The 15,369-nt window shown below is 65.1% G+C and carries 10 protein-coding genes; all 10 read left to right on the top strand.

Features of this window, described 5'->3' with window-relative positions:
- Positions 1–5 precede the first annotated feature (5 nt).
- Positions 6–500 (top strand): fasciclin domain-containing protein, encoded by a 495-nt coding sequence (locus A5892_RS17610; RefSeq protein ID WP_064123900.1) that lies wholly within the window; start codon positions 6–8, stop codon positions 498–500.
- Between the two features lie 233 nt (positions 501–733).
- Complete coding sequence (locus A5892_RS17605) at positions 734–1,636, top strand: metal ABC transporter substrate-binding protein (RefSeq protein WP_064123899.1); 903 nt, start codon at positions 734–736, stop codon at positions 1,634–1,636.
- Complete coding sequence (locus A5892_RS17600; protein WP_064123898.1) at positions 1,633–2,538, top strand: manganese/iron ABC transporter ATP-binding protein; 906 nt, start codon at positions 1,633–1,635, stop codon at positions 2,536–2,538. Before A5892_RS17605 ends, A5892_RS17600 begins: the two co-directional genes overlap by 4 nt.
- Positions 2,535–3,395: a metal ABC transporter permease gene (locus A5892_RS17595; RefSeq protein ID WP_064123897.1), complete on the top strand. Its 861-nt coding sequence runs from the start codon at positions 2,535–2,537 to the stop codon at positions 3,393–3,395. The genes A5892_RS17600 and A5892_RS17595 overlap by 4 nt, the downstream gene beginning before the upstream one ends.
- A complete protein-coding gene (locus A5892_RS17590) occupies positions 3,392–4,237 on the top strand; it encodes a metal ABC transporter permease (protein WP_064123896.1) in 846 nt (281 codons plus the stop codon). The genes A5892_RS17595 and A5892_RS17590 overlap by 4 nt, the downstream gene beginning before the upstream one ends.
- A 560-nt stretch (positions 4,238–4,797) precedes the next feature.
- Complete coding sequence (gene glgA / locus A5892_RS17585) at positions 4,798–6,369, top strand: glycogen synthase GlgA (protein ID WP_064123895.1); 1,572 nt, start codon at positions 4,798–4,800, stop codon at positions 6,367–6,369.
- Positions 6,370–6,431: 62 nt separating this feature from the next.
- Positions 6,432–8,672, top strand: a complete 2,241-nt coding sequence (glgB, locus tag A5892_RS17580; protein WP_064123894.1) for a 1,4-alpha-glucan branching protein GlgB — start codon at positions 6,432–6,434, stop codon at positions 8,670–8,672.
- Between the two features lie 57 nt (positions 8,673–8,729).
- On the top strand, positions 8,730–10,613 hold the full coding sequence (gene treZ, locus A5892_RS17575; protein ID WP_064123893.1) for a malto-oligosyltrehalose trehalohydrolase: 1,884 nt from the start codon (positions 8,730–8,732) through the stop codon (positions 10,611–10,613).
- Positions 10,610–12,697, top strand: coding sequence for a 4-alpha-glucanotransferase (malQ, locus tag A5892_RS17570; protein ID WP_064123892.1), 2,088 nt, complete (start codon positions 10,610–10,612; stop codon positions 12,695–12,697). The genes treZ and malQ overlap by 4 nt, the downstream gene beginning before the upstream one ends.
- Positions 12,694–15,345: a malto-oligosyltrehalose synthase gene (gene treY, locus A5892_RS17565; RefSeq protein WP_064123891.1), complete on the top strand. Its 2,652-nt coding sequence runs from the start codon at positions 12,694–12,696 to the stop codon at positions 15,343–15,345. Before malQ ends, treY begins: the two co-directional genes overlap by 4 nt.
- Positions 15,346–15,369: the final 24 nt, after the last annotated feature.

Raw genomic sequence — 15,369 nt, 5'->3', positions numbered from 1 at the left:
CACCGATGCGCCTTACGCTGCCCAAGCCGCTACGCCTCGTGCTGCCCTTGTTGCCGTTCGCCATGCTAGGGGCTCAGCCGGCCGCCGCCGCGGACGTGCTCGAGGTCGCTCGCGAGGATGGCCGTTTTACCCGCTTCATCGAGATGGCCGAGGCTTCCGGGCTGTCCGATAGGCTCGAGGGCAGGGGGCCGTTCACCGTCTTCATCCCTGTCGACGAAGGGTTCGCCGAGCTGGAGCCCGCCCAGGCGCAGCGGTTGGATTCCGCCTCGCGCGCAACGCTCGAGCGTTGGGTCGCCTATCACGCGGTCCCCGCTTTGATCGTCCGTGATGAAGTCGTGCATACCCCTGTGGTGCCGGCGCTGACTCAGCAGCTGCGCCTGGTCGACGATGGCGAGCGTTTCAGCGTCAACGGGCGGGAGGTGATCGAAGCCGACCTCCGCGCCGATAACGGCGTCATCCATGTGATCGATGCCCCGCTGGTACCGCACTTCCCCTACTGAGCCGCTTTTTACCCCCGAGGTTTACCGAGCCCGGCCGCATGACGCGAGCGGGCTTTTTTCAGGCTTAAGTTAACCTAGGTTTATTTTTTTGTGATATTGATTCTATTTTCATCATCGTTTCATTATATGCCTCGTGGTGAAAGCGGGCGGGCTCGCGGCGGCCTCCCGGTTCGATCACCGAAGTCATGAGAGTTTCGGAATTTCGTAGCCAGGTCTTAGGAGGAGTCAGAAAGATGATCGACCGTTTGAGGCGTGCAGTGATGGTCGCAGCACTGGCGGTGGCCGCCATTGCGAGCGTCGCGCCAGCCGCCGCCGAGGAGAAGTTCAAGGCGGTGACCACCTTCACGGTCATTGCCGACATTGCGCAAAATGTCGCCGGCGATGCGGCTATCGTGGAATCGATCACCAGGCCGGATGCTGAGATCCACAATTACCAGCCTACGCCAGGTGACATCATGCGGGCGCAGGGAGCACAGTTGATCCTCTGGAACGGCCTCAACCTGGAGCTATGGTTCGAGCGCTTCTTCCAGAACTTGAGGGACGTGCCGAGTGTGGTGGTCTCCGAAGGAATCGAGCCGATGGGCATCGCCGAGGGGCCCTATACGGGTAAACCGAATCCCCATGCGTGGATGTCCCCTGCGGCGGCATCGATCTACGTCGACAACATCCGCGATGCTTTCATGGAGCATGATCCCGAGAATGCCGAGATCTACGCAGCCAATGCGCAAGCGTACAAAGCGCGGATCAATGCGGCGATAGAGCCGATCAAAGCGCAGCTTGCCAGCATCCCGGAAGAAAAACGCTGGCTGGTGACGAGCGAGGGCGCCTTTTCCTATCTGGCACGCGACTTCGGGCTGAAGGAGCTCTATCTCTGGCCGATCAACGCCGACCAGCAGGGCACCCCGCAGCAGGTGCGCAAGGTGATCGACGCGGTCCGCGAGCATGACATCGGGGTGGTCTTCTCGGAGAGCACCATCTCGCCCGCGCCGGCGCAGCAGGTCGCTCGTGAGACCGGTGCCAGGTATGGCGGCGTGCTCTATGTCGATTCGCTGACCGGGCCGGATGGCGAGGTACCTACTTACATCGACCTGCTCCGCGTCACTTCGGAAACGATCGCCACGGGACTCAGCCAGTGACAGCATCCCCCGCCTCATCTGTTCTTCCCGCCTCTACCGAGGCGGGATCAGGCATTGAAGTCAGCGGCGCCACGGTCACCTACCGCAATGGCCACACCGCGCTTCGCGACGCGAGCTTCCAGATCCCGACCGGTACCATCGCGGCGCTCGTCGGGGTCAACGGCTCCGGCAAGTCGACCCTGTTCAAGTCGATCATGGGGTTTTTGCGTCTCGCCAGGGGAGAGATCCGAGTGCTGGGCATGCCGGTCGAGCAGGCCCTGCGCCAGAACCTGGTGGCCTACGTGCCGCAGGCGGAAGAGGTCGACTGGAACTTTCCGGTACTGGTCGAAGACGTCGTCATGATGGGGCGTTACGGGCACATGGGCATGTTACGCATGCCCAAGGCGGCTGACCGCGAGGCCGTTTCCAATGCGCTCGCCCGCGTCGACATGAGCGATTTTCGCAAGCGCCAGATCGGAGAACTTTCAGGCGGCCAGAGAAAGCGGGTCTTCCTCGCGCGGGCGCTCGCCCAGGACGGCCGGGTCATCCTGCTGGATGAACCCTTCACCGGCGTCGACGTCAAGACCGAGGACCAGATCGTCAAGCTGTTGGGGGAGCTGCGCGATGAGGGCCGCGTCATGCTCGTCTCCACGCACAATCTCGGTAGCGTGCCGGAGTTCTGCGACCGCACCATCCTGATCAAGGGCACCATCCTTGCCTATGGCCCGACGGTCGAGACCTTCACCCAGGAGAATCTCGAAGAGACCTTCGGCGGTGTGCTGCGTCATTTCGTCCTGCAACAGGCGCCCGGCGACGGCGCGCATCCGATCGGCGTCTTCACCGACGATGAACGCCCGCTGGTGTTCCAGGGCGGCAAAGCGACGGCGCGTTCGCCAGCGCGGGACGAGGGGAGGTCGCAATGATGACTGGCCTGCTCGAGCCGTTCACTTACAACTACATGCTCAATGCGATGTGGGTCTCGGCCCTGGTCGGCGGCGTCTGTGCGTTCCTGTCCTGCTACCTGATGCTCAAGGGGTGGTCGCTGATCGGCGACGCGCTTTCGCACTCGATCGTGCCGGGCGTCGCCGGTGCCTACATGCTCGGGCTGCCGTTCTCGATCGGCGCGTTCTTCTCCGGTGGGCTGGCGGCTGCGACCATGCTCTTCCTCAACCAACGCACCAAGCTGAAGGAAGATGCCATCATCGGCCTGATCTTCTCGGCCTTCTTCGGGCTCGGCCTGTTCATGGTTTCACTCTCGCCGACATCGGTGAACATCCAGACCATCGTGCTCGGCAACATCCTTGCGATCACGCCGGGGGATACCCTGCAGCTTGCGGTCATCGGCTTCGTCTCGCTCGCCATCCTGCTCGCCAAATGGAAGGACCTGATGGTGGTGTTCTTCGATGAGAGCCATGCGCGCTCGGTCGGGCTCAACCCCACCGCGCTCAAGATCATGTTCTTCACCCTGCTGTCGGCCTCTACCGTTGCCGCGCTCCAGACGGTGGGTGCGTTTCTCGTCATCTGCATGGTCGTAACGCCTGGCGCGACCGCCTACCTGCTGACGGACCGGTTCCCGCGACTGCTGGTCATCGCTGTCGCGATCGGCACGCTTACCAGCTTCACCGGCGCCTATGCGAGCTATTTCCTCGACGGGGCTACCGGCGGGATCATCGTCGTGCTCCAGACCACGATCTTCCTGATCGCTTTCCTGTTCGCTCCCAAGCATGGAATGCTGGCGGCCCGCAGGCGTGCGTCGCAGGCACTGGAGGCAGGTCGATGAGCCTTATCGACACCTTGCTCATGCCGTTTCAGTTCAGCTTCATGGTCAATGCGCTGATCATCTCCGTGCTGGTCGCGATCCCCATGGCGCTGCTTTCCTGCTTCCTCGTCCTCAAGGGCTGGTCGCTGATGGGCGATGCGATCTCGCACGCGGTCTTTCCCGGGGTCGTCATCGCCTACATCGTCGGCTTCCCTTATGCGATCGGGGCCTTCATCGCCGGCATGTTCTGCGCCGTCGCGACCGGCTTCCTGAAGGACAACAGCCGCATCAAGCAGGACACCGTGATGGGCGTGGTGTTCTCCGGCATGTTCGGTCTGGGCTTGGTTCTCTACGTCAAGATCCAGTCCGACGTGCATCTCGACCATATCCTGTTCGGCGACATGCTCGGCGTCTCCTGGGGCGATATCGCCCAGTCCGCGCTCATTGCGGCGATCACCGCCTGCGTCATCGGCATCAAGTGGAAGGATTTCCTGCTCCACGCCTTCGATCCCACCCAAGCGCGGGCGGTCGGCCTTCGGGTCCACCTGCTCCACTATGGTCTGCTTTGCCTGATCTCGCTGACCATCGTCGGTGCGCTGCAGGCGGTCGGCATCATCATCGCCATCGCCATGCTGATCGCGCCCGGGGCCATCGCCTTCCTGCTCACTCGGCGGTTCAGCACCATGCTGATCCTCTCCGTCGCGATCGCGGTGGTCGGTTCCTTCGCCGGGGTCTATCTTTCGTTCTTCATCGACAGCGCACCGGCACCGACGATCGTGCTTCTGCTCTCGATCTTCTTCGTCGTGGCGTTCATTCATGCCTCGCGCAAGGCAGCTCGGGTCGAGGGGCGCGCAGCGTCCTGAAGCTCGCCTCGTTCAGGCGGTGGCCGTCTCTGGGCCAAGATGGTGCCAATACGGCGCCGTCTGAGCTTGGCTGCTTCGCGAAGAGGCATTCAAGACTAAAGAACGATCTTCCATGCCTGGAACCCCCGTCGGCATGCCTGTGACAGGCATGCCGCACCTTGCTTCCTACCGCTTGCCAGGTCGCCTTGAGTGAATTAATTGATTCAGTTCAAGGAACGCTAGGTAGCGAAGCGTTACAGTTGATGTTCATCCTTTGACTGCCGTCGTCTTTAGCGACTATATGAAGAAGGGGCGAGTCGATCATCGAGCGAAAAGCGGTGGTCGGGGGTGGGCGAACTTCCTTCATGCGTGGTCACCGGAATCAGCATCTCTGCGGGCAACGTTCATCGGCTGTCCGATCACCATCTAATACCAAGGTATTGGATGGTCGTCGAAGATCAATTCACGGTACGGGTTTTGCTGTTCATTGAGTGAGGTGCCCGGTGGGACGCTGAGTTTTGCTTCGCGTTCGTCCTCCGGTTCGCCTTGATCGGTCACCGGTGCGGACACGGGGGGAAATCATGGGCAGCAGCGCGATCACCAATGACTTTCGGGCCCTGGTGGGTGCAGTGCGCGATGGTTCGCACCCCTCCAGCTACGATGAGGAAGAGTCGTCGCAACGGCGCAGGGTGCTTTTCGTCACACCGGAGTCCGCTGATTTCATCAAGGTCGGTGGCCTTGGCGACGTCTCCGCGGCGCTGCCGCGGGCGATGTCGACCGATTTCGACGTGCGCGTGATGATCCCGGGCTATCCCCAGGTGGTCGGCGCCGGGTACCCACTGATCGAGGTCGGCCGCCTGCCTGCCCTGGCGGGAATTCCCGAGTGCGAGCTGGCGCGGATCGACCTGCCCGATGGGCTCATCGTCTACGTGCTGGTCTGTCCTGAGCTGTTCGAGCGCGAGGGGTCGCCCTATCTCGCGCCGGACGGGCGCGACTGGGACGACAACCACATCCGTTTCGGTCGGCTTTCGCTTGCCGCCGCCCAGCTTGCCGCGGGTGTGGGTGATCCCGCCTGGCAGGCCGATCTGCTCCACCTCAACGATTGGCCCACCGCGCTTGCCGCCGGCTATCTCCATTGGTGGAAGCAGCCGGCGCCCTGTGTGTTCACCATCCATAACCTCGCCTATCAAGGGCTCTTCCCGCTGGACTACCACCAAAGCCTGGGTATTCCGCCCGAAGCGTTGGGCACCGATCAACTCGAGTTCTACGGCAATCTCTCTTTCATGAAGGCTGGTCTGGTCCACGCCGAGCAGCTGACCACGGTGAGCGCCACCTATGCGCGCGAGATCACCACCGAGGAGTTTGGTTGTGGTCTCGAGCGCTTGCTGCGCGAACGCGCCGAGCAGGGGCGGCTGTGCGGCATCGCCAACGGTATCGACGATACCTGGGACCCGCAAAGCGACGCCCACTTGCTGCGCGGCTTCGGCACCAGCGACTGGATCGGTAAGCGGATCAACTGCGAGCACCTGCGCCAGATGTTCGGTCTGGCGATCTGCCATGGGCCGCTGTTCGCGGTGGTTTCCCGGCTGGTCCACCAGAAAGGGGTGGACCTGACCATCGCCGCCGCCGAGTCGATCGTGCGCAAAGGAGGGCAGCTGGTGGTGATCGGCCGAGGGGAGCCTTCGATCGAAAGCGCGCTGCGCAATCTCGCCGCGCGCTTCCCAGGGGCGATCGGCGTGCGCGTCGGCTTCAGCGAACGCGAGGCGCGGTGCATCTTCGCCGGGAGCGATTTCCTGCTGATGCCCTCGCGCTTCGAACCCTGTGGCCTGTCGCAGATGTACGCCCAGCGCTTCGGCTCGCTGCCGATCGCCCATCGCACTGGCGGGCTGGTCGATACCATCGAGGACGGAGTGACCGGGTTTTTGTTCGATCGTATGACCGTCGAGAGTTTCAAGGCCGCGATCAACCGCGCCTTCTCGGTCTATCGCACCACCGACCTGTTCTACGCCATGCGCCGTGCGGCGATGGGGATCCACTATCACTGGAGCGTATCGAGCGTGCCCTACGCCCATCTTTATCGAGGTTTGATCGATCGGGCGTTTCCTCCGGTCGTTCGGAAAGACGAATCGAAGACGCTCGTGAACTCCAATTGACGCACGCCTAGCGCTCGGTGGGGATGGAATATCTGGGCTGGGCCAAGGAGACAGCGGCGATCATGGATGAAGTCATGGCCATCGATGCAAGAATGGGACTGGATGCTGGTCAGCGACAAGCGCTGGTCGAAGGGCGCCACGGGGGGGCCTTCGAGTTGCTGGGGCGCTTTCCCATGCGTGATGGTGCCTGGGTGAGGGCGCTGCTTCCCGGAGCGCAGCGGGTCGAGGTGGTCGATCAAGCAGGAGAGTGCGTCGGTGAGCTGACCGATCCGCTGGGTGACGGCCTGTTCTGCGGTCGAATCGAGTCCCAGGTACTCGACCAGCAGCCTGATCGGCACTATCGCCTCAGGGTGGCATGGCCGGGAGACATCGTTCACGAAAGTGAGGACCCCTATGATTTCGGCCCGCTGCTAGGCGAACTGGACCTGCATCTGATCAATGAAGGGCGTCACCATCGGCTTGCCGACGCGCTCGGTGCCAAGCCGATCCATTTCGATGGCGTGCAGGGGACACGCTTTGCCGTATGGGCGCCGAATGCCAAGCGCGTAGCGGTGATTGGCGACTTCAACTCATGGGATAGGCGACGTCATACCATGCGCTCGCGCGGCAACTCCGGTGTCTGGGAGCTGTTCGTGCCGCGCCTCGGGGCGGGTGAGCGCTACAAGTACGCGATCATCGGCGCGGATGGCGAAGCCCTGTTCGACAAGGCTGACCCCGTTGCCCGCCAAACCGAATGCCCGCCGGCCACCGCTTCCGTGGTCGCCGATCCACGCCCCCTGGTCTGGCACGATCAGGACTGGATGCAGCGACGGCGCAGCTTTCGCCCTCACGCTTCACCGATATCGATCTATGAGCTGCACGTCGGCTCCTGGCGTCGCGATGCCGACGGCCAGAGCTATGGCTGGGATCGACTTGCCCGCGAGCTGATCCCCTACGTTGCCGATCTTGGCTTCACCCATATCGAGCTGCTGCCCGTCGGCGAGCATCCCTTCGCCGGCTCCTGGGGCTATCAACCGCTCGGGCTGTTCGCGCCCACCGCGCGCTTCGGGCCTCCGGCGGCCTTCGCCGCCTTCGTCGACGCTTGCCACCGCGCGGGGATGGGAGTGATCGTCGACTGGGTGCCTGCTCACTTCCCCTCCGACGCCCATGGCCTTGCGCGTTTCGACGGCACGGCGCTCTACGAGCATGCCGACCCGCGCGAGGGTTTCCATCGCGATTGGAACACCCTGATCTATAACTTCGGGCGCAACGAAGTCGCGGGTTTTCTGATCAGCAGCGCGCTCGAGTGGATCGAGCATTTCCATATCGACGGGCTGCGGGTCGATGCGGTCGCCTCGATGCTGTATCGCGACTACAGCCGACTCGAGGGCGAATGGCTGCCCAACGTCTATGGCGGGCGCGAGAATCTCGAGGCGGTGAACTTCCTGCGCCATCTCAATCAAGTGATCGGCGAGGAGTACCCCGGGGTGATGATGATCGCCGAGGAGTCCACCGCCTGGCCCGGCGTCAGCGCACCGGTGGCCACTGGCGGGCTGGGGTTCACCTTCAAATGGAACATGGGCTGGATGCACGATAGCCTCACCTACATGTCCCATGACCCGGTCCATCGGCGTTATCACCACAACGAGCTGACCTTTTCGTCGGTCTACGCTTTTTCCGAACATTACGTGCTGCCGCTCTCCCACGACGAAGTGGTGCACGGCAAGGGATCCCTGCTCGCCAAGATGGCGGGCCTGGACGACTGGCAGCGTCGTGCCACGCTGCGCGCGTACTACGCTTTCATGTGGGCGCACCCCGGCAAGAAGCTCATGTTCATGGGCGGCGAGCTGGGGCAATGGCGCGAGTGGGATCACGACCGTGAACTCGACTGGTACCTGCTCGACGACCCCGCCCATGATGGTATCCAGCGTGCGCTCGCGGATCTCAATCGGCTCTACCTGGAAGAGCCTGCGCTGCACCTTCGCGATAGCGATCCGCGAGGCTTCGCCTGGGTGGTGGGTGACGACAGCGAGAACAGCGTGTTCGCATTCCTGCGCTTTGCCGATGCCGGCAGCGCACCGGTGCTGGTGGTGAGCAACTTCACACCGATAGTGCGCCGGGGCTATCGCCTCGGGGTGCCCTCCAGCGGACGCTGGGTCGAGCGCTTCAACAGCGATAGCCGCTTCTATGGCGGTTCGAATGCCGGCAACGACAGTGGCGTCTATGCCGATGACACGCCCAGTCATGGATTCTCCGCCTCGCTCGAACTGACCTTGCCGCCGCTCGCCACGCTCTACCTGCGCCAGGGCGATTGGGTGGTCTGAGGGCTCGGAGCGGGCGGTACCGGAAGTGAAAGGTCCACGTATCCGAGGAGATGTGCGATGTCTACAGAGCATGGAGGACACCATCGCTCCCGCGCGTTCGGAGTCACGGACGAGGACGATGGACTGCGGCGTTTCGCGCTGTGGGCGCCCGATGCCGAGCGCGTATCTTTGGTGCTCGACGCGGACTCCCCGTCGCCGCGCTTGGTCGCCCTCGAGGATCGAGGCGAAGGCCACTTCGAGGTGCGCTGTGCCGCGGCGCACGGCACGCCCTATCGCTTTCGTATCAACGATGATTTCGACGTGCCCGATCCCGCCGCCCGCGCGAGCCTCGACGGGCCGGACAGCCCGGGATTGATCGTCGATACCGACTACCCCTGGCGCCATGGCGACTGGCGCGGTCGTGCCTGGCGCGAGCTGGTGGTCTACGAGCTCCACGTCGGTGTGCTCGGTGGCTTCAACGGCGTACGCGACCGCCTCGAGGCGCTGGCCGAGCTTGGAATCACCGCGATCGAGCTGATGCCGATCAGCGAGTGCCCCGGGCAGCGAAACTGGGGCTATGACGGGGTACTGCCCTATGCGGTGGAGTCCTCCTACGGTACGCCGGCCGAGCTCAAGTCGCTGATCGATGTCGCCCACGGACTCGGCATCTCGGTGCTGCTCGATGTGGTCTACAACCACTTCGGGCCGGACGGCAATCATCTGCCACGCTATGCCAGCGCATTCTTCCGTGACGATGCCACTACCCCTTGGGGGGCGATGATCGACTTCCGTCGCCGGGAGGTGCGCGACTTCTTCATCGACAACGCAGTGCAGTGGATCGAGGAGTATCGCTTCGACGGCCTGCGCTTCGACGCCGTCCATGCGATCAACGATCGCGGTTTCCTGCTCGAGCTCAGCCGCCGGACGCGCCAGGCCGCGGCCGGGCGGCACCTCCACCTGGTGCTCGAGAACGAGTTCAACCAGGCCAGCCTGCTCGATCGCGCCGAGCCCGATCACTTCACCGCTCAATGGGCGGATGACTGGCACAACGCCATTCACGTATTGCTCACCGGCGAGCACGAAGGCTATTACGCCGACTTCGCCGAGCGGCCCACCGAGCGTTTCGCCCGCGCGCTTGCCGAGGGCTTCGTCTATCAGGGTGAACCCACTCGCCATGGCGAGCCGCGTGGCGAATCGAGCGCTGGGCTTCCACCGTGCGCGTTCCAGATATTTCTCCAGAATCACGATCAGATCGGCAATCGCCCCCTCGGTGAACGGCTCCCCCTGCTGTGTCCGGAAGAGCAGCTGCATGCCGCCACGGTGATGCTGCTGCTCTCGCCGCTGATGCCGCTGATCTTCATGGGAGACGAATGGGGGTCCGAGCAGCCTTTCTTGTTCTTCACCGATCACCATGACCAGCTCGCCGACGCGGTGCGCGAGGGAAGGCGCGGTGAGTTCGCTGAATTCTCGGGCTTCACCGAAGCGTCCGCCAGGGCAAGGATTCCCGATCCCAATGCCGAGGCCACCTTCCAGGCATCGATTCCCGACTGGGGAGGACGCGAAAGCGTGCGCGGCCAGCGCTGGCTCGAGCGCTATCGCACCCTGCTGCGGCTGCGCGCCGAGCGGCTGGTGCCACGTTTCGAAGGCTGTTTCTCCCTGGGGGCCGAGGTGCTGGCAGAGGCGGCGGTGATCGGCCGCTGGACCCTCAACGATGGCCAGGTGCTGGCGATCGCCTGCAATCTCGGCGAGCGGGTGATCGATCTCCCGATGGTCGATACCCGTCATGCCGCGCTGCTCTATGAGAGCGCCGATGGTGGCTGGACCGGTCTTTCGAGCAGCACCCTGGGGCCCCACGCGGCGCTGGCCTGGCTCGAGTACGGTACGCCTTCCGATGAGGCGGTCGCCGAAGAGGAAGAGCCGCTGGTTGAGGTGGTCGAGGCGGTTGGCGAGGTGCGGCAATGAGCGATGGCTACGACGATCAGCTCCAGCGGTTCGGTGCAGCGCTCGGTATCGAGCCCGAGTGGCTGGCCGTCACCGGCGAGACCCACCGGCTGGCGCCGCAGGCGCTGCGGCGGCTGATCGAAGCACTCGGCCAGCCGGTCGATGATCGAGCGCTGATCGAGGCGGCGATCGCCGAGCTCGAGGCACGTCGTGCGCCGACCGACCCTGAGCAGTTGCCACCGCTGCTGGTGGCCGAGCTCGGTTCGCCCTTTGCGCTGCCCGTATCGCTTGCACCCAGGCTCGCGGGAGGGAATTTGCGGTTGGTTTCCGAAGAAGACGAGCATATCTGCCTGGCGCAGCATCTCGAGGCCTCGCTTGCGGTGACGCTGCCCGAGCAGCCCGGTTACTACCGGCTCGAGATCGGAGCCGCCGACGGCGGCTGGGTGTCTCGTCGCCTTGCCGTGGCGCCGAAGCGTTGTTTCGGTGCCGACGATCGCGCCCCTCGCTGGGGCGTGGCCGCGCAGCTCTACTCCCTGCGGCGATCGGGAGATGGGGGGACGGGTGACGGTCTCGCGCTGGTTGGCCTGGTCGAAGCGATGGCGGAACTGGGCGCGGACGCAGTAGCGATCAGCCCGGTTCACGCATTGTTCGCCGCGGAGCCCGCGCGGATCAGTCCCTATTCGCCCTCCAGCCGGCAGTGGCGCAATCCGCTCTACATCGCGGTGGATGCAGAAGACGCCGCGCCGGATTCGAGCGAGTTGATCGATTGGCCAGCGCAGGCCGCGCGCAAATGGCCGAAGCTGCGTGCCGCCTGGGAGGCGTTCGAGCGTGACGACGAGCCTCAGGCGCGGGCCGCCTTCGCGGCCTACCGCCAGGAAGGCGGCGAGGCGCTGGAGGACCACTGCCGTTTCGAAGCGCTCTGCAGCCTGGAAGGCTTGCCCGGAGACTGGCGCCGCTGGCCGCCGGGGCTACGCGATCCTCGCGCTCCCGAGGTGGCTGCATGGGCGGCAGCGCATGCGAGCGAGATCACCTTCCACGCCTACGCTCAGTGGCGCATGGCGCTGGAGCTCGACCGGGCGCAGCGCCGCGCGCGTGAGGCGGGCATGGCGATCGGTCTGATCAATGACCTCGCGGTCGGCGCCGACCCCGGCGGCAGCCAGGCCTGGAGCCGACGCGACCAGCTGCTCGACGGCGCCACCATCGGTGCGCCGCCCGATGCGTTCTCGCCCAGGGGGCAGGGCTGGGGCGTCGCTGCCTTTTCTCCGTTCGGGCTCGAAGCGCACGGCTATGGCGCCTTCATCGACATGCTGCGCGCCGCGATGCGCGGTGTCGGTGCGATTCGCATCGACCATGTGATGGGGCTGGCGCGCCTGTGGCTCTTGCCGGAAGGGGGCTCGCCGATGGACGGCGCCTATCTGCGCTATCCATTCGAGACCCTGATGCGCCTGATCGCGCTCGAATCGCACCGCGCCGGAGTGCGGGTGATCGGCGAGGACCTGGGTACCGTGCCGCCCGGTTTTCGCGAGTGGCTCGACCGGTTCGGCGTGCTTGGCATGCAGGTGGTGTGGTTCGAACGCGACGCGTGGATTCAGCTCGACGATGGCGCCTGGGTCGCCGGCTTCGCTCCGGCCGAGCGATATTCCGCCCGCGCGGCCGCGCTGAGCAGTACCCATGACCTGCCGACCGTGGCCGGCTGGTGGCTTGGCCGCGACATCGACTGGCGCGAGCGGCTCGGGCTGATCGACGACGTCGTGGGCGAGCGCCAGGCACGCGCACGCGACCGTGCCGCGCTGGTGCGCATGCTCGGTCTCGAGCTCGAACTCGAGGATCGCTCGGCCGAAGGCGTGGCGCGGCTGATCGATGCGCTGCTGGTACACCTTGCGCGCACGCCTTCGCCGCTGGTACTGGTCCAGATCGAGGACCTGCTCGGCCTCGAGGAACAGGCCAATCTGCCGGGCACCATCGACCAGCATCCCAACTGGCGACGGCGGCTGCCGATCGAGGTCGATGCGCTGCGCCATGATCCCCGGCTGCGCGCCCGCGCGGCACTGCTGGCCCGCCGCCTGGATGCGATGATGCCCGCCCGGGCCGAGGAGGCGCGATGAGCGATCTGCGTGCCACGCAACGATTGCAGCTCCATCGTGGCTTCACCCTCGATCATGCCCGTGAGCTGGTCGACTACTTCGAGACGCTGGGCGTCAGCCATCTCTATCTTTCCCCGCTGCTCGCCGCCACCCCTGGATCGATGCACGGCTACGATGGCGTCGATCCCCGCCGGGTCGATCCCGAGCTCGGCGGCGAAGCGGCATTGGTGCGGCTTGCCGAGGCAGCACGCAAGCGCGGCCTCGGCATCATCGCCGACATCGTCCCCAACCATCTGGCGGTCGGCGGTCGCGACAACCCATGGTGGCAGGACCTGCTGCGCCATGGCCGCCAGAGCCGCTACGCCGGCTACTTCGACGTCGACTGGGAGGTCGACGACCCGCTGCTGCACGGCAAGCTGCTCGCGCCGTTTCTTGGTGCATCCAGGCTCGAGGCGCTGGCCGCGGGCGAGCTGGTCCTGGCCTTCGACGCTGGCGAGTTCCACTTCGACTACTTCGAGCACCGTTTTCCGGTCGACCCGCTGCACTTCGATGCCATCCTTGCCCATGGCGACGGTGACCCACTGCGGGCGCTGGCCGCGTTCGACGGCACCGACGAGAGCGGACGCGAGCGGCTGGAGGCACTGCTCGACCGTCAGCACTACCGGCTGACCCATTGGCGCAGCGCGGTGGACGAGATCAACTGGCGCCGCTTCTTCGACGTCACCTCCCTCGGTGGCCTGCGGGTCGAGCGCGAGGAGGTGTTCGAGGCGGTACACGCCAAGATCTTCGAGCTGATCGAGCGTGGCTTGATCGATGGGCTGAGGGTCGACCACATCGATGGGCTGCGCGATCCCAAAGGCTACTGCCTGCGGCTGCGCCAGCGGCTCGAGCGCCTGCGTCCCGGCGAGCGCCTGCCGATCTACGTCGAGAAGATCCTCGGCCACGGTGAACGGCTGCACCTCGACTGGGACGTCGATGGGACCACCGGCTACGAGTTCATGAACGAGATATCCGCGTTGCAGCACCTGCCCGAGGGCGAGGGGGTGATGACCACTCTGTGGCGCGCTTTCTCCCATCGCCCGGGCTTCGAGCAGGAGCTCGTCGATGCGCGCCGCTTGATCCTCGACTCGCACCTGGCCAGCGAATTCGAGCGCGCAGCGCGCTCGCTGCTCGAGCTGGCCCGCAGCGAGCCCGGGCAGCGCGAGACGCCGCTGGGCAGGATCCGCCGCACGCTGCGCGAGCTGATCGTCGGTTTCGCGGTCTATCGCACCTATGCGGATATCGACGGCCGCCCGCTCGAGGACCAAGTGCACTTCGAGCATGCCCGTGCCTTCGCCGCCGAGCGGCTAGACCCACCCGAGCGGGCGCTGCTCGAGACGTTCGAGCGCTGGCTCGGTGGCGAGGCGCCGGGCGGGTTCGCCGAGCCCAAGCGCGGTCTGCGCCTCGCCGCCATCGCCCGCTTCCAGCAGTTGACCTCGCCGGTGGCGGCCAAGGCGCTGGAAGACACCGCCGGATACCGCTTCGCCGCCGCGCTGGCGCGTAACGACGTCGGCTTCGAGCCTGACGTCTTCTCGCTCGACGTCGATGCCTTCCATGCCGCCCAGCTGCGTCGAGCGCAGCGTTTTCCGCGCTCGATGCTGACCACCGCGACGCACGACCACAAGCGTGGCGAGGATCTCCGCGCCCGGCTCGCCGTGCTCTCCGAGCGGGCCGAGGAGTACGCCGAGTGCGTCTCCCGCTGGGTCGAGCAGAGCGGTTCGATCCGCGATGATCCGAACGTGCCGAACCGTGGCGACGAGTTGGTGCTGTACCAGATCATCGTAGGCGCCTGGCCTCCCGCACTCGGCAACGAGGACGAATCCGGGATGCGCGAGTTCACCGAGAGGATCTGCTCCTGGCATTGCAAGGCGCTGCGCGAGGCCAAGCTTGCGAGCCATTGGCTGTTCCCTGACGAAGCCTACGAGGCGGGATGTCGTCAGTTCATCAACGCGCTGCTGCTCGAGGCGCGTGGCGCCAGCGTGCGAGCCGAGATAGAAGCGCTGGTCGCCGAACTCGCACCTGTCGGTGCGCTCAATTCGCTGGCCCAGACGCTGGTCAAGTACGTAGCACCTGGAGTGCCCGATCTCTATCAAGGCACCGAGTTTTGGGACTTCAGCCTGGTCGATCCGGACAACCGGCGCCCGATCGACTTCGAGCGCCGACGCCAGGCATTGAAGCGTGTCCAGCCGCTCGATCACTACTTGGACCATTGGTTCGGTGGCGAGCTCAAGCAGCAGTTGATCAACGCAGCCCTTGGGCTGCGCCGCGAATCGCCGCGGCTTTTCATCGAGGGCGAGTACGTGCCTCTGGTCGTGGGGGGCGCGCAGTCCGAACGGCTGCTCGCCTTCGCCAGGATCGACGCCGCGCGCGCTGTAGTGGTGGTCGTGCCGCTGCACGTTCAGGCGTTGATCGGTGAACGTCGAATCGATCGTCCTCTGGTACCTGCGCGGTGCTGGGAGGATAGCTGGATTCTCTTGCCCCAGGGCTTCGAGGGCTGGTGCGACGCGCTCAGTGGCACCACCTTCGAGGCCTCGGCGAGACACCAGGAGGAGGGGCGGCTCGCCGTTTCCAGCCTACTGGCGACCTCCCCGGTGGCATTGCTGGTGGGCGATGCTGTAGAGGCGGGGTGATGGCAGGCTCGGTAATCGGGTGTG

This window comes from Halotalea alkalilenta, assembly GCF_001648175.1.
GTDB classification, from domain to species: domain Bacteria; phylum Pseudomonadota; class Gammaproteobacteria; order Pseudomonadales; family Halomonadaceae; genus Halotalea; species Halotalea alkalilenta_A.
The sequence above is the reverse complement of the archived record's forward strand: the minus strand, read 5'-3'. Positions and strand labels throughout refer to the sequence as shown.